The sequence below is a fragment of the Sphingomonas swuensis genome (genome assembly GCF_039538045.1).
Taxonomy (GTDB): Bacteria; Pseudomonadota; Alphaproteobacteria; order Sphingomonadales; family Sphingomonadaceae; genus Sphingomicrobium; species Sphingomicrobium swuense.
The window spans coordinates 2,087,300-2,102,087 of record NZ_BAABBQ010000001.1; the positions used below are offsets into that span (position 1 = coordinate 2,087,300).

Genomic DNA, 14,788 nt, shown 5'->3' on the forward strand with positions numbered 1-14,788 from the left:
GCTCGCGGGCGCAAACCCGCTGATGGCGCGTATCCTGCTCATCGTCGGCGGGGGAATCGCGGCCTTCAAGGCGGCCGAGATGATTCGCCTGGCTCGCCGGATGGGGCATGAGGTGACTCCGGTGCTGACCGCCGGCGGTGCCCACTTCGTCACTCCGATGACTCTCGCCGCACTGGCCGAGAGCCCGGTCTACACCTCGCTTTGGGACCTCAAGGACGAGACCGAGATGGGCCACATCCAGCTCAGCCGGGCCGCAGACCTCGTCCTCGTCTGTCCCGCCACCGCCGACCTCCTCGCCAAGATGGCGGCGGGGATTGCCGACGACCTTGCCACCACCCTCCTGCTGGCCACCGACAAGCCGGTCTTCGCCGCGCCCGCGATGAACGTCCGCATGTGGCTGCACGAGGCGACCAAGGCGAACGTCGCCACGCTTCGTGCCCGCGGGGTGACGGTGATCGAACCCGTCGAAGGCGCCATGGCCTGCGGCGAATACGGCCCGGGAAGGCTGCCCGAGCCGGCGGAGATCCTTTCCTTCGTCCTCCCTGCTGGCGCAGCCAGTGGGGAGGGGGACCGCTCGGCGCAGGCGAGTGGTGGAAAGGCCAGCGCCCGTGAGGCCCCTCCGTCAGTCGCTGTCGCGACTGCCACCCCCCCAGCACTGCGCGCCGGGGAGGATTTGTCGGGCACCCACATCCTCGTCACCGCCGGCCCGACCCACGAGCCGATCGACCCCGTCCGGGTCATCGCCAACCGCTCCTCGGGCCGCCAAGGTTTCGACATCGCCGCCGCCGCTGCCGCGCTTGGCGCGCGGGTGACCCTCGTCGCCGGTCCGGTCGCACTTCCCACTCCCGCCGGGGTCGCCCGCATCGACGTCGAGACCGCCGACGAGATGCTCGCCGCGGTCGAGGCGGCGCTGCCAGCCGATGCCGCCATCCTCGTCGCCGCGGTGGCCGACTGGAAGGTCGAGGCGAGCCCGACCAAATTGAAGAAGGACGCCGGCCCGCCCGAGCTTCGCTTCGCCGCCAACCCCGACATCCTCGCCACCCTCGGTCGCCATCCCGAGCGACCGGCGCTGCTGGTCGGCTTCGCTGCCGAGACCGATAACCTTCTTGCCAATGCCGCCGCCAAGCGCGTCCGCAAGGGCGCCGACTGGATCCTCGCCAACGACGTTTCCGGCGATGTCATGGGCGGCGCCTCCAACCACCTCCATCTCGTCACCGAAGCCGGTGCCGAGGATCTCGGGGCCGGCTCGAAGGAGGCGCTTGCCCGCACCCTCGTCGCCCGCCTCGCCAGGACCCTGAAGGACCGATGATCCAGATCCAGATTCACCGCCTGCCCCATGGGGAAGGCCTGCCGCTGCCTGCCTATGCCACCGCGCATGCCGCCGGGATGGACGTCGTCGCGGCCGAGGATCTCGACCTTGCGCCCGGGCAGCGCCACGCGGTCGCGACCGGCTTCCGAATTGCCATTCCCGAGGGCTACGAAGTCCAGGTTCGCCCCCGCTCGGGCCTCGCCCTCAAGCACGGCATCACGGTTCCGAACACGCCGGGCACGATCGACGCGGATTATCGCGGCGAGCTCAAGGTCATCATGATCAACCACGGCGACCAGCCCTTCCCGATCCGCCGCGGCGAGCGCATCGCCCAGCTCGTGCCCGCCGCCGTCACCCAGGCGCAATGGGCCGAGGTCGACGAACTCGACGAGACCATTCGCGGGCAGGGCGGGTTCGGGAGCACGGGGCGCTGACCGACGAAGAGCTCACCCGCTACGCCCGCCAGATCGTTCTTCCCCAGCTTGGCGGGACCGGACAGCAGAAGCTGAAGGCGGCACGGGTCGCAGTGATTGGCGCGGGCGGGATCGGCGCGGCCGTCATTCCCGCGCTCGCCGGCGCGGGGGTCGGGGCGCTGACGATCGTCGATCCCGACACCGCCGACCTCTCGAACCTTCATCGCCAGCCGATCTACCGCTCGCGCGACGCGGGCGAGCCCAAGGCCGCGCTCGCGGGCCAGTTCGTCCGCCGCCTCAACCCCTTCGTCGAGGTCGACCCGATCGAGCGGCGGATCGATCCCGAGACGGCACCCGCCCTTCTTGCTGGCCACCATCTGGTGATCGACGGCACCGACAATTTCGCCACCCGGCTCGCGGTGAGCGACGCCTGCGTCGCGCTCGGCCTGCCGCTGCTCTCGGCGGCCGCACAGCAGTGGCAGGGCCAGGTCGGGCTCTTCTTGGGACGCCCCTGCTACCGCTGCTTCGTCGGGGACGCCTTCGACGCCGACGATTGCGACAATTGCGCCGAGCTTGGGGTCACCGGGGCGCTGACCGGCCTTGCCGGCAACCTCGCCGCCCTGCTCGCCATCCGCTTCCTGACGCAGGCGGGCGATGATCCCTCGGGCAGGCTCCACCTCATCGACGCCCTCGCCGGCACCCAGCGCCAGATCCGCATCATGGCGGACCCGGGCTGCCGCGCCTGCGGACAGCCCGGCTGAGCGGTTACTTGGCCTTCTTGGCCGGGGCCTTCTTGGCGGGCGCTGCCTTCTTCTTGGCCGGGGCCTTCTTCTTGCCCTTGGCCGGCCCCTTGGCCGCCTTGGCGTCGATCAGCACCACCGCCTCGTCAAGCGTCAGCGCCTTGGGATCGGCGGCCTTGGGCAGGGTCGCGTGGATGGTGCCGTCGGAGACGTAGGGACCGAACCGCCCTTCCAGCACCTTGAGCTCCTTGCCGCTCTCGGGGTGCGCACCGAGCACCGCAAGCGGCTCGCGTGACGCGCCCCGCCCCTTGCCGCCGCCCGCCGCGGCATCGGCCAGCTTGGCGACCGCGGCGTTCATCCCGGTCTCGAACACCTCGGCGGTGGTGGACAGGCGGGCATATTTGCCCTGGTGCATGAGGTAGGGCCCGTAGCGCCCGATCGACGCGCTGATCGGCTCGCCCGTCTCCGGGTGCATCCCGATCTCGCGCGGCAGGCTCAGCAGCTTCTTCGCCCAGTCGAGATCGACCGAGACGTCCTTCGGAATTGACGCGCGCTTGTCGCCCTGCTCGACATAGGGACCGAAGCGCCCGCTCTTGAGCATGATGCCCTCGCCGAGGTCGGTCGGCTCGCTGCTGGTCGCCGCCGCGTCGCCGCCCTGCCCGAACTTCCGGGTGAACTTGCACTCGGGATAGTTGGAGCAGGCGACGAACGCGCCGAACTTGCCCCCGCGAAGCGCCAGCCGCCCGGTCCCGCACGCCGGGCACAGCCGCGGATCGCTGCCGTCACCCTTGTCGGGGAACAGCCAGGGAGAGAGGAACTCGTCGAGCGCCGCCGTCACTTCCGACGGCTTCTGCTCCATCACCTCGCCCGCCTTGGGCTTGAAGTCGCGCCAGAAGTCCTCGAGCAGCTTGAGCCACGCCATCCGCCCGCCCGACACGTCGTCCAGCTCGTCCTCGAGCTCGGCGGTGTAGTCGTAGCTGACGTACTTCTCGAAGAAGCGCTCGAGGAAGGCCGTCACCAGCCGCCCGCTCTCCTCGGGGATGAAGCGCTGCTTCTCGAGCCGCACATACTCGCGGTCCTTGAGCGTCTGCAGCGTCGCCGCATAGGTCGACGGCCGCCCAATGCCGAGCTCCTCGAGCCGCTTGACCAGGCTCGCTTCCGAGTAACGCGGCGGCGGCTGGGTGAAGCTCTGCACCGCGTCGACCCCGAGCATGCCGGGCCGGTCGCCCTTGGCGAGGTGGGGCATTTTGGCGCCGTCCTCCTCGTCCCCCTTCTCGTCGCGGCCCTCCTCGTAGAGCGCGAGGAAGCCGGGGGAGAGCGTCACCTGGCCCGTCGCCCGAAGCCGGGCACGGTCGCTCGCCAATTCGACCACGGTCCGCTCGAGCCGAGCCGCCGCCATCTGGCTTGCAAGGGCGCGGTTGAGCACGAGCTCGTAGAGCCGGGCATGGTCGCCGCTACCGGCCGACAGGCGGCCGAAATCGGTCGGTCGGATCGCCTCGTGGGCTTCCTGCGCATTCTTGGCCTTGGAGGTGTACTGCCGCGGCTTGTCGGGAAGGTGCGCCGCGCCGAAGCGATCGGCCACAGCCTTGCGTGCCGCGCTGATCGCCTCGCCCGCCATCTGCACGCCGTCGGTCCGCATGTAGGTGATCAGGCCGTCCTCGTAGAGCTGCTGCGCCACCCGCATCGTGTGGCTGGCGGCAAAGCCAAGCTTGCGCGCGGCTTCCTGCTGCAGGGTCGAGGTGGTGAAGGGCGGAGGCGGATTGCGGGTGAACGGCTTGGTCTCGACGCTCGCCACCGCGAACTGCCCGGCTTCGACGGCCTTCTTCGCCGCGCTCGCCGAGCCCTTGTCGCCGAGCGTCAGCTTGTCGATCTTGGTCCCGTCGAGCTCGACCAGCCGAGCGGAGAACTCCTGCGCATTGGCCTCGAAGCGGGCGGTGACAGTCCAATATTCCTGCGCGGTGAAGCGCTCGATCTCGGCCTCGCGGTCGACGATAAGTCGCAGCGCAACCGACTGGACGCGGCCCGCGCTCTTGGCGCCCGGAAGCTTGCGCCAGAGGATCGGGGACAGGGTGAAACCAACCAGATAGTCGAGCGCCCGGCGAGCGCGATAGGCATCGATGAGGTCCGTATCGAGCTCACGCGGCGCCGCCATCGCATCCAGCACCGCCGACTTGGTGATCGCGTTGAAGGTCACCCGCTGGACGTTCTTGGGCAGCGCCTTGCGCTTCCGGAGCAGCTCCTGAACGTGCCAGCTGATCGCCTCGCCCTCGCGGTCGGGGTCGGTTGCGAGGATCAGCGCATCGGCGTCCTTGGCGGCATCGGCGATCGCCTTCACCTGCCGCGCCTTGTCGGGATAGGTCTCCCACTCCATCGCGAAGTCCTGGTCGGGATCGACCGAGCCGTCCTTGGGCGGCAGGTCGCGGACATGGCCATAGCTCGCCAGCACCGTATGGCCCGGCCCCAGATACTTCTCGATGGTCTTGGCCTTTGCAGGCGATTCGACGACGACCAGCTTCACTTCGATTGTTCCTCACGCATACGCACGAGGGTGGGGAGCCACAGGAGGGGTCGTCAAGCCATTCGAAGGCTGACCTTGCCGCCGGCATGCCGGTCGAGCCTTCCGGCGAGGTCAAGCTCGAGCAGCACCAGCTGCACCGCGCCGGGCTCGAGGCCAGACAGGCGGACGATCTCGTCGACTGGTGCAGGCGAGGGCCCGAGCAGCTCCTCAACCCGGGCCCGCTCGGCGGAGTCGGGCTCGACGACCGCAGGCGCACTCGGATGCGAGAAGAGGTCCCTTCCCGAACGAACGCCCCCAAGCCCTGGCCTCAGCGCCCCGAGCACTTCTCCCGCGTTCTGCACCAGCGTCGCGCCGTCGCGGATCAGCCCGTTGCAGCCCTGGGCACGGAGATCAAGCGGGCTGCCGGGCACCGCCATCACTTCCCGCCCCATTTCGGCTGCCAGGCGGGCGGTGATCAGCGAACCCGAGCGCGGCGCGGCCTCGACCACCACCGTTCCCGCCGACACGCCGGCGATGATCCGGTTTCGATACGGAAAGTGCCGCGCTCTCGGCTCCGTGCCCGGTGGCATCTCGGCGAGCACCAGCCCGCGCTCGCCGAGCGTGCGCTGCAGTCGCTCGTTCTCGGGCGGGTAGAAGATGTCGAGCCCGCCGGCGATGACGCCGATGGTACCGGTTTCCAGCGAGCCCTCGTGCGCCGCGGCATCGATCCCGCGCGCCAGTCCCGAAACCACAACCTGGCCCTCCCGGCCAAGCTCGTGGGCGAGGCTCCGGGCGAAGCGGCAGGCGGCGGCGCTGGCATTGCGCGCGCCGACCATCGCTACCAGCGGTCGGTCGAGCAGGGTCAGGTCGCCGAGCGCCGTCAGCAGCGGGGGCGCATCGTCCGCCTCGGCCAGCAGGCGCGGGTAGAGGCCCTGCCCGACCGTGAGATAGCGGCCGCCGAGCTTCTCGACCCGCGTCATCTCGGCGCGCGCCGCGGCCTCGGTGCACAAGGCCGGCAAGCGTCCGCCGCCCCGCGCGGCGAGGTCGGGCACGGCCCGCAGCGCCGCCTCGGCCGAGCCGAAGCGGAGCAGCAACTGGCGGAAGGTAACAGGACCGATGCTCTGCGAGCGGATCAGCCGGATCCGCGCGAGAAGATCGTTCTCGTTCAAGCCCGCGACCGACCGACCCGCGGCTCGGTCCCGGCGCGAAGCCGGGCGATGTTCTCGCGATGCTTGTAGATGATCAGGAGGGCGAAGGCGGCGAGCATGATGGTCAACTCGCCCCGCCCGAGCAGCGCGGACGCGATCGGCGCGCTGACCGCCGCGGCCATGCCCGCGACCGAGGAGATGCGAAGCAGCAGCAGACCGCCGATCCACACCGCCGCGTAGATCATCCCGATCGGCCAGGCGAGGCCAAGCAGGATGCCGAGGAGGGTCGCCACGCCCTTGCCGCCCCGGAAGCGGAGCCACAGCGGGTAGAGATGCCCGATCAGCGCTCCGCCCGCGGCAATCCGGCCGTGGCCCGGCCACAGCCACTCGGCCAGGAGCACCGCCGCCGTGCCCTTGAGCGCATCGAGGAGGAGCGTCGCCGCAGCGAGCCCCTTGGAGCCGGTGCGGAGCACGTTGGTCGCGCCGATGTTGCCGCTGCCGATGTCGCGGATGTCGCCGCGGCCGCTCAGCCGGGTGAGGAGTAGACCGAAAGGAATCGAGCCGAGCAGGTAACCGAGTGCCAGCGCCAGAAACGGTTGAAAGAACATGCGCCAAGGCTAGTCAGCATTGCGCAGCCACGCAACGACCGTCACAAGCCGGCTCGTGAACGCCAGCGCCCCTCTCCTCTTCTTCGATTCCGGTGTCGGGGGACTGTCGGTGCTCGGACCGACGCGGGCCCTGCTACCGGCCGCGCCGATCGTCTACGTCGCCGACAGCGCGGCCTTCCCCTACGGCACGCGGTCGGAGGCGGAGATCGCGGCGCGGGTGCCGGCGCTGCTCGGCCGGCTGACCGAGCGGTTCCGCCCGCGGCTTGCGGTGATCGCCTGCAACACCGCCTCGACCATCGCCCTGCCCTTCGTCCGCGCGGCGCTCGACATTCCGGTAGTCGGGACCGTGCCGGCGATAAAACCCGCCGCCGAGCGCTCGCGCAGCCGGGTGATCGGTGTGCTCGGCACCGAGGCGACGGTACGGCAGCCCTATGTCGACGACCTCGCCATGCGCTTCGCTGCCGACTGCACCGTGCTCCGCCACGGCTCGGCCGAGCTTGTCGCCCTGGCCGAGGCCAAGCTCGCCGGAGAGGCGATTGACCCCGCCGCAATTGCCGCCGCCGTGGCGCCGCTGACCGGGCGGGGCATGGACGTCGTGGTGCTCGCCTGCACCCACTTCCCGCTGCTCGCCGACGAGCTTGCCGAAGCGCTTCCCGGGGTCGAGCAGATCGACGGCGGCCCCGGCATCGCCCGCCGCATCGCCAGGCTCACCGAAGGTCAGCCCTGGCCCGAGCCGCCGGTGGGACATATTGTCCTATTCACCGGTGCGGGCCCCGGGCCCCATATGGTGGAGGCATTTGCAAGCTACGGGCTCGGCGACGTTCGTCACGTCTGACCACTTGCGAGTCATTTGCATTGGCCTTGCCGCTATGAAGTGAGTAAAGGCGCGCTCGAGCACGAGGCACATGGACTATTCTTCCATCTTCCAGGCAGCGATCGACCGGCTGCACGACGAGGGCCGGTACCGGGTCTTCATCGACATTCTGCGCAACAAGGGGTCGTACCCCAATGCGCGGTGCTTCGCTGGCCACAACGGCCCGAAGCCGATCACCGTCTGGTGCTCGAACGACTACCTTGGCATGGGCCAGCATCCCTCGGTCGTCGCGGCGATGGAGGAAGCGCTCCACGACGTCGGCGCCGGTTCGGGCGGCACCCGGAACATCGGCGGCAACACCCATTACCATGTCGACCTCGAGGCCGAACTCGCGGATCTGCACGGCAAGGAAGCCGCGCTGCTGTTCACCAGCGGCTATGTCTCGAACGAGGCGGCGCTGTCGACGCTCGGCAAGCTGCTTCCGGGCTGCGTCATCTTCTCGGACGAGCTCAACCACGCGTCGATGATCGCGGGGATCAAGAATAGCGGCTGCGAGAAGAAGATCTTCCGCCACAACGACCTCGCGCACCTCGAGGAGCTGCTTGCCGCCGAGGACCCGGCGACGCCCAAGCTGATCGCCTTCGAGAGCGTCTATTCGATGGACGGCGATGTCGCTCCGATCGGCGCCTTCTGCGACCTCGCCGACCGCTTCGGCGCGCTGACCTATCTCGACGAGGTCCATGCCGTCGGCATGTACGGTCCGCGCGGTGGCGGCATCTCGGAGCGCGACGAAGTCGCCGACCGGGTGACGATCATCGAGGGCACGCTCGGCAAGGCCTTCGGCGTCATGGGCGGCTATATCGCAGCCGACAGGAACATCATCGACTGCATCCGGAGCTATGCCCCGGGCTTCATCTTCACCACTTCGCTGTCGCCCGTCCTTGTCGCCGGCGCACTCGCCAGCGTCCGCCACCTCAAGCAGTCCGCCGAGGAGCGCGAGGGCCAGCAGGCTGCCGCGGCGATGCTCAAGCGCAAGTTCGCCGACGCCGGCCTGCCGGTGATGGATTCGACGACGCACATCGTGCCGCTGCTAGTCGGCTGCCCGGCGCGCGCCAAGCGGATCAGCGACATCCTGCTCGCCGAATACGGGCTCTACGTGCAGCCGATCAATTATCCGACCGTGCCTCGTGGCACCGAGCGGCTACGCTTCACGCCGGGTCCCAACCACGACGAGGCGATGCAGGACGAACTGACCGGCGCGCTGATCGAGATCTTCGGTCGGCTGGAGATGCGCGAAGCCGCCTGAGCGGGTCAGCGAACCAGTGCCCAGCCGCTCAGCGCGCAGCACAGGGCCAATCCGAGTGACAGTGGCAGCCGCAGCTTCAGCCACCATGGCGGAGCAAGCCGCCGGCGCATCAGCAGCCCGTCCACGAGCAGGCTCGCCAGCAACAGGATCGCAAGCCCGAATAGTCCCTCGGCCGGCTGGAAGGTGAAGATCGCCCACCAGGCTGCGAGGCTCGGGATCACGGCAACGACGAGCAGCGGCCAGCGCGGCCGCTCCTCCTTGCAGGCGAAGGCCCACCAGGTCCCGCCGAGGAAGCTCAGAATGATCGCCGCATAGGTCCGCACGAACCCGGGGGTCGAGGGCGCGAACAGGCCGAGGTCGAGCACGGCCACCGCGGTCAGCACCGCGGGCGGGATCAGCCCGGCCAGGCCGAGCAGGAGGGCGGGCAAGGGAACCGACTTCTTCATCCCGGCACGGTGGCATTTCGGACGAGCCGAGGCTAGATGGCGCCATGCGCATCGCCCTCGCCGCCGACCATGCCGGATTCGCGCTCAAGGACGCCCTCGCCTCATGGCTGCGCGAGGTCGGCCACGATATCGTCGACCTTGGCACCAACGGGCCCGAGAGCGTCGACTATCCCCGCTTCGGAAGCCTCCTCGCCGAGACCATCGCCGCCGGCTCGGCCAAGCGCGGGATTGCGGTGTGCGGCTCGGGCATCGGAATCTCGATCGCGGTCAATCGCAACCCCGCCTGCCGCTGCGCGCTGGTCAACGAGCCACTCTCGGCGGCGCTGGCGCGCGAGCATAACGACGCCAATGTCATCGCATTGGGCGCGCGGCTGATCGGCATCGACCTTGCCAAGGCCTGCGTCACCGCCTTTCTCGACACCCCGTTCGCCGGCGGGCGCCACCAGGCCCGCGTCGACCTTCTCACCGCCCCGCAGCCTCAGTCCCAGGGAGCCTGACATGGCCACCGCCGCCAATCTTAACGACCAGCAGCCCGAAGGCTTCTTCAGCCGCGCGCTTGCCGCCGCCGATCCGGCGGTGGCCGAGGCCGTCGCCGCCGAACTCCTCCGCGAGCAGACCCAGATCGAACTGATCGCGTCCGAGAACATCGTCTCCCGGGCTGTGCTCGAAGCGCAAGGATCGGTGTTCACCAACAAATATGCCGAAGGCTATCCGGGCCGCCGCTATTATCAGGGCTGCCATCCCTCGGACGCGGTCGAGCAGTTCGCCATCGATCGCGCCAAGCAGCTGTTCGGCTGCGGCTTCGCCAACGTCCAGCCGCACTCGGGCGCGCAGGCCAATGGCGCCGTCTTCCTGGCCCTCCTCCAGCCCGGCGACACGATCCTCGGGATGAGCCTCGCGGCGGGCGGACACCTGACCCATGGCGCCCCGCCGGCGCAATCGGGCAAGTGGTTCAACGCCGTCCAATATGGAGTCCGCGAGGATGACCATCTGGTTGACTTCGACGAGCTCCAGCGCCTTGCGGACGAGCATAAGCCCAAGCTGATCATCGCCGGCGGCTCGGCCTATCCGCGCCACCTCGACTTCGCCCGCTTCCGTGCAGTCGCGGACAGCGTCGGCGCGATCCTCATGGTCGACATGGCGCACTTCGCCGGCCTGGTCGCCGCGGGCGAGCACCCCTCCCCCTTCGGTCATGCCCATGTGGTCACCACCACCACCCACAAGACGCTTCGCGGCCCGCGCGGCGGGATGATCCTGACCGACGACGAGGCTCTCGCGAAGAAGTTCAACTCGGCGGTCTTCCCCGGTCTCCAGGGTGGTCCGCTGATGCATGTCATCGCCGCCAAGGCGGTGGCGTTCGGCGAAGCGCTCCAGCCCGACTTCAAGACCTATTCGAGGGCCGTGGTCGCCAATGCGCGGGCACTTGCCGGCCGGCTCAAGGAGCGCGGGGCGGACCTCGTCGCGGGCGGCACCGACACCCACCTCGCGCTGGTCGACCTGCGCCCGCTCGGGATCACCGGTAAGGACGCCGACGAGAGCCTCGAGCGCGCGGGCATCACCTGCAACAAGAACGGCATCCCGTTCGATCCGCTGCCGCCGATGAAGACCAGTGGGATCCGGGTCGGCTCGCCCGCCGGCACCACCCGCGGCTTCGGCGAGGCCGAATTCCGCGAAATCGCCGACATGGTCGCCGACGTGCTCGACGGCCTCCGCGCCAACGGCCTCGAGAACAATGGCGCGGTCGAGAGCGCGGTGAACGTCCGCGTGCGCGACCTCTGCGCGCGCTTCCCGATCTATCCCTGATGCGCTGCCCATTTTGCGGTGACCAGGACAGCCAGGTGAAGGACAGCCGCTCGTCGGAAGACGGTGCGGCGATCCGGCGGCGGCGGCAGTGCGAGGGCTGCGGTGCCCGCTTCACCACCTTCGAGCGGGTCCAGCTTCGTGACCTCGTCGTGGTCAAGAAGGACGGCGTGCGCGAGCCGTTCGATCGGATGAAGCTGGCCCGCGCGATCGGCTTTGCCTGCCGCAAGCGCGACATCCAGCCCGAGCGGATCGAGCGGCTGGTCAGCGGCATCCAGCGGCAGCTCGAGACCCGCGGCGACGAGGTCGCGACAGTCGACATCGGCGAGGCGGTGATGGCCGGGCTCAAGACCCTCGACCATGTCGCCTACATCCGCTTCGCCTCCATCTACCGCGACTTCTCCGAAGCGAGCGACTTCGCCGAAATTGCCGGCGAGGTCGGCGAGGACGTCGAACCCGGCAAACTGCTGTGAGCGCGCCGCCGCCCGTCATCGTCCTCGTCAATCCGCAGCTCGGCCAGAACATCGGCAAGGCGGCGCGGGCGATGCTCAACTTCGGCCTGACCGAGCTCCGGCTGGTCGCACCGCGCGACGGCTGGCCCAACCCCGATGCCGGACCCGCCGCCAGCGGCGCCGACGTGGTGCTCGAGCAGGCGCGGGTCTTCGACACCGTCGCCGAGGCCGTCGCCGACTGCGGGCAGGTGTTCGCCTCTACCGTCCGCAAGCGTGACGTCGTGACGCCAGTCGTCGGCCCGGTCGAAATGGCCAGCTCGATCCATGCCTCGCAGGGCCGAAGCGCGATCCTGTTCGGTCCCGAACGCTCGGGCCTCGCGACCGAGGACGTGGTCCTCGCCAGTCACATCGTCACCGTCCCGATCAATCCCGAGTTCGGCAGCCTCAACCTCGCCCAGGCGGTGATCCTGCTCGCCTACGAATGGTCGCGCGGCGTGACGCTCAAGCAGCCGACCCTGTTCGAGATCGAGCCGCCTGCCCCGCATGCCGAGCTCGAAGGACTGATCGGGCAGCTCGACGAGGCCCTCGATCACGCCGGCTACTTCCATCCGCCCGAACGGAAGACGGCAACACGGCACACCATTCGCACCATCCTGACCAAGCCGGCCTGGTCGAGCCGCGAGGTCAAGGCCGTTCGCGGGATCGTCCGTGCCCTCGTTCGGGCACCGCGGATCCGCTGAGCGAAGGCTAGAGCAGCGGCGCGGGATCGCCGAGCAGAGGGCGCTCCAAAGCGGCCGGAAGGCCGTGGCGCGAGGCCGCTTCGCCGACCCACCGCCGGGCGGAATCGATCAGGACCGCATTGTCCTGCTTCCACGCTTCGCGCCGCTCGACCCGCTGCTCGGGCGCGTACGCTTGGCTCGGATCCTTTGCGTAGCTCGAGAAGAGCGGGCCCGACACCCGCTCGGCGATCTCCTCCTCGCTGAGAGCGACCTCGAACAACCGGGCGGAGGCAGCGACGGTCGCCTGCGGTTCGTCGAACAGCTGATTGGCGTCGAGCGAGCGGGCGGCACCGTTCTGCGAGAGGATGCGCTCATAGCGCTTGATCAGCGAAAACCAGAGAGCACCGACCAGCGCCCCGGGATCGAGTCCGTCGATCGGGCCGACCAGCGGATCCTCGGCCAGCCGCAACTCCCGTGTCACCGACTGCACCCAGCCAAGGTGGTTGGGAGTCCGGAGAACCGCGGCGCAATAATCCACCAGAGGGAAGTAGAGCAGGATGGCGGCACGGTCCGGATCGGCTTCGAGGATCGCGTCACCGATCATGCTGATCGGGACATTGCCCTTGACGATCACGGGCTGCGCCGGATCGAACCTCTTGCCCAGCATGTGCAGCGACAGGCCAAGCATCGCGCGCCACTCGCCCGACGCATAGGCGCTGGTGAAGCCGGCCCCGCCATGCACCGCCACCTGCCTTAGGTGAAAGGGCTCGCGCAGGACGAGGCTCCGGTCGGTGACGTCGAGCGCGCGGGCGAGCAGTGTCGAGCCACATTGGCCGACATGGTGGATGAGGTTCAGCCGCGGGGCCGAGAAGCCCTGCGCGGCAAGGTGCCCGAGCAGCGGCTGGAGCGGCACGCGATAGGCCTGGCCGGGCGCAATTTGGATTCGCCGGTCGAGGAAGATCGACCGCTCGTAGCTGTCGCGATCCATTGGCAGGAAGCGGACGTGGTCGCCCTCATAACCGTGGAAGTAGAGAGCGGGATCGCCGAACAGCCGGGCGAGATCGATGGACATGAGCGCCGCCTAGCACGCACTTCGAGCATCGGCTATCGCTCGGCTGGTGAGCGCCTTCACCCTCTCCGAGCCCTCCCCCGACCTGCCGCTTGCGACGATCGTCGGAGGAGCGGACGTCCCGCTCGATACGCTCGACCCGTCGCAAGTGGGAGAGCATTTGCGGCGCTACGGCGCCCTGCTGGTGCGCGGCTTCGCGACCGAGGTCGCGTCGTTCGAGCGCTTCGCCCGTACCCTTTGCCCAATCAGCGTCTTCAACGAGAGCCCGGATCGCGAGACTCTGTCGGCGGAAACGACTGTGCAGACGGTCAATCTCGGTACCGATCCTTTCCCTCTCCACCCTGAATTGTCGCGCGAGCCGTGGCGGCCCGACGCCTGCCTGTTCGCCTGCTTCGCCGCGCCGTCGAGCGATGGCGAGACCACCGTCTGTGACGGGGTCGGGATCGTAGAGCGGCTGCCTGCCGCGCTGGTCGAGCAGATGAAGGGCCGGCGGCTCCTCTACATCCAGGCCGCGCCGCCTGAACTTCTCCAGCATTGGCTCGGCACCCTGACGCCCGACGATACGCTGCTCGCCAGTCCGCCGGCCTCCTGCCCCTACTGGTTCCGGCGCGTGCGCGGCGGGATCATCCGAGGCTTCTCACGACCGCTGCTGCACAGGCCACTGTTCGACGACCGGATTTGCTTCGGCAACTTCGTGCTGTTCGCGCGCGACTATCTGCACCGCCCGAACTTTCCTTGCCTCGACGACGGTCAGCCGGTTCCGGAGACCTGGCTGGGCGCCATCCGCGAAGCCGCCGCGACGCTCACCTACGCGCATCGCTGGCAGCCGGGTGACGTCCTCGTTCTCGACAACAGCCGCTTCATGCACGGACGGCGCGCGATCAGCGATCCACGAGGCCGTCGCATCGCCAGCTATTTCGGCTATCTGCCCTTCGCTCCTGCACAGCCCGAGGAAGGCAAGGACCCCTTCTGGCGAAGCCGCAGCTTCACCCCGCCGACCCGCGAGCGGATGCGCGCCTAGCGGGTCGCGTCCCAGCGGGCGAGTTCGTGGGCGATCGAGGTCTCGATCAGATCTTCCCACAATCGCGCCGTCAGTTCGGTCGAGACTCCAAGCCGCTGGGCTTCGCGCTCGACGTTGGCGAGCACCTCGGCCTTGCGGTCTTCGTCGCGCACGGCATCGCGAGTGGGCTTGATCCGGGCCGCCGCGTCCATGAAGCCGAAGCGGCGGCGAAGCAGCGCGACCATCGCCCGGTCGATCGCGTCGACGCCTGCGCGGACCTCCGCCATGGTGGTGCAGTCCTCGGGATCTCTTAGCGGGTCCATGGTCCTGCCCATAGCCGCGACCTTGACCAGAGCAACCCCTCCCTCTAAGGGGCGCGCTCGCAATTGGCCCCGCACTCCGGTGAAGCGGCGGCCCTGCCCTGACATCGTCAGACGTAGCGCGGTTCCGGAACACGATAGTAACGC

16 protein-coding genes are annotated in these 14,788 nt (G+C 69.1%); 10 read left to right on the forward strand and 6 right to left on the reverse strand.

Going from position 1 to position 14,788, the window contains the following annotated elements; genetic code table 11:
• The first annotated feature begins 22 nt into the window (after positions 1–22).
• Genes ABD727_RS10300 through ABD727_RS10310 form a run of 3 tightly spaced genes read left to right on the forward strand, consistent with a single transcriptional unit; the run spans position 23 to position 2,483 of the window.
• The gene (locus ABD727_RS10300) at positions 23–1,309 is read left to right on the forward strand and encodes a bifunctional phosphopantothenoylcysteine decarboxylase/phosphopantothenate synthase (protein WP_344707322.1); all 1,287 of its coding nucleotides are present in this window, start codon (positions 23–25) and stop codon (positions 1,307–1,309) included.
• On the forward strand, positions 1,306–1,743 hold the full coding sequence (gene dut, locus ABD727_RS10305) for a dUTP diphosphatase (RefSeq protein WP_344707323.1): 438 nt from the start codon (positions 1,306–1,308) through the stop codon (positions 1,741–1,743). Before ABD727_RS10300 ends, dut begins: the two co-directional genes overlap by 4 nt.
• The gene (locus ABD727_RS10310) at positions 1,674–2,483 is read left to right on the forward strand and encodes a HesA/MoeB/ThiF family protein (RefSeq protein ID WP_344707324.1); all 810 of its coding nucleotides are present in this window, start codon (positions 1,674–1,676) and stop codon (positions 2,481–2,483) included. The genes dut and ABD727_RS10310 overlap by 70 nt, the downstream gene beginning before the upstream one ends.
• Before the next feature lie 4 nt (positions 2,484–2,487).
• Here the strand turns inward: ABD727_RS10310 and topA are convergent, their stop codons facing one another.
• Genes topA through plsY form a run of 3 tightly spaced genes read right to left on the reverse strand, consistent with a single transcriptional unit; the run spans position 2,488 to position 6,715 of the window.
• The gene (topA, locus tag ABD727_RS10315) at positions 2,488–4,980 is read right to left on the reverse strand and encodes a type I DNA topoisomerase (protein WP_344707326.1); all 2,493 of its coding nucleotides are present in this window, start codon (positions 4,978–4,980) and stop codon (positions 2,488–2,490) included.
• Positions 4,981–5,033: 53 nt separating this feature from the next.
• Positions 5,034–6,128, reverse strand: coding sequence for a DNA-processing protein DprA (gene dprA, locus ABD727_RS10320; RefSeq protein ID WP_344707327.1), 1,095 nt, complete (start codon positions 6,126–6,128; stop codon positions 5,034–5,036).
• Positions 6,125–6,715, reverse strand: coding sequence for a glycerol-3-phosphate 1-O-acyltransferase PlsY (gene plsY, locus ABD727_RS10325; RefSeq protein ID WP_344707328.1), 591 nt, complete (start codon positions 6,713–6,715; stop codon positions 6,125–6,127). The genes dprA and plsY overlap by 4 nt, the downstream gene beginning before the upstream one ends.
• Before the next feature lie 55 nt (positions 6,716–6,770).
• Between plsY and murI the strand changes: the two genes are divergently transcribed.
• Positions 6,771–7,550, forward strand: a complete 780-nt coding sequence (murI, locus tag ABD727_RS10330) for a glutamate racemase (RefSeq protein ID WP_344707329.1) — start codon at positions 6,771–6,773, stop codon at positions 7,548–7,550.
• Between the two features lie 70 nt (positions 7,551–7,620).
• Positions 7,621–8,835 carry a 5-aminolevulinate synthase gene (hemA, locus tag ABD727_RS10335; protein WP_344707330.1) on the forward strand — a complete coding sequence of 405 codons (1,215 nt, stop codon included), beginning with the start codon at positions 7,621–7,623 and terminating at the stop codon, positions 8,833–8,835.
• A gap of 5 nt (positions 8,836–8,840) precedes the next feature.
• Here the strand turns inward: hemA and ABD727_RS10340 are convergent, their stop codons facing one another.
• Positions 8,841–9,281, reverse strand: coding sequence for a DUF3429 domain-containing protein (locus ABD727_RS10340; protein ID WP_344707331.1), 441 nt, complete (start codon positions 9,279–9,281; stop codon positions 8,841–8,843).
• Between the two features lie 44 nt (positions 9,282–9,325).
• On the opposite strand from ABD727_RS10340, the gene rpiB reads away from it, so the two are divergent.
• Genes rpiB through ABD727_RS10360 form a run of 4 tightly spaced genes read left to right on the forward strand, consistent with a single transcriptional unit; the run spans position 9,326 to position 12,273 of the window.
• Positions 9,326–9,778: a ribose 5-phosphate isomerase B gene (gene rpiB / locus ABD727_RS10345; protein ID WP_344707332.1), complete on the forward strand. Its 453-nt coding sequence runs from the start codon at positions 9,326–9,328 to the stop codon at positions 9,776–9,778.
• A 1-nt stretch (position 9,779) separates the two neighbouring features.
• On the forward strand, positions 9,780–11,084 hold the full coding sequence (gene glyA / locus ABD727_RS10350) for a serine hydroxymethyltransferase (protein ID WP_344707333.1): 1,305 nt from the start codon (positions 9,780–9,782) through the stop codon (positions 11,082–11,084).
• The gene (nrdR, locus tag ABD727_RS10355; protein ID WP_344707334.1) at positions 11,084–11,554 is read left to right on the forward strand and encodes a transcriptional regulator NrdR; all 471 of its coding nucleotides are present in this window, start codon (positions 11,084–11,086) and stop codon (positions 11,552–11,554) included. The genes glyA and nrdR overlap by 1 nt, the downstream gene beginning before the upstream one ends.
• Positions 11,551–12,273 (forward strand): RNA methyltransferase, encoded by a 723-nt coding sequence (locus ABD727_RS10360; protein ID WP_344707335.1) that lies wholly within the window; start codon positions 11,551–11,553, stop codon positions 12,271–12,273. The genes nrdR and ABD727_RS10360 overlap by 4 nt, the downstream gene beginning before the upstream one ends.
• Before the next feature lie 7 nt (positions 12,274–12,280).
• Here the strand turns inward: ABD727_RS10360 and ABD727_RS10365 are convergent, their stop codons facing one another.
• Positions 12,281–13,324, reverse strand: a complete 1,044-nt coding sequence (locus ABD727_RS10365) for a hypothetical protein (RefSeq protein ID WP_344707336.1) — start codon at positions 13,322–13,324, stop codon at positions 12,281–12,283.
• Positions 13,325–13,370: 46 nt separating this feature from the next.
• On the opposite strand from ABD727_RS10365, the gene ABD727_RS10370 reads away from it, so the two are divergent.
• Positions 13,371–14,342 (forward strand): TauD/TfdA family dioxygenase, encoded by a 972-nt coding sequence (locus ABD727_RS10370; RefSeq protein ID WP_344707337.1) that lies wholly within the window; start codon positions 13,371–13,373, stop codon positions 14,340–14,342.
• Here the strand turns inward: ABD727_RS10370 and ABD727_RS10375 are convergent.
• Positions 14,339–14,644: a chorismate mutase gene (locus ABD727_RS10375; RefSeq protein WP_344707338.1), complete on the reverse strand. Its 306-nt coding sequence runs from the start codon at positions 14,642–14,644 to the stop codon at positions 14,339–14,341. The genes ABD727_RS10370 and ABD727_RS10375 overlap by 4 nt on opposite strands.
• Positions 14,645–14,788: the final 144 nt, after the last annotated feature.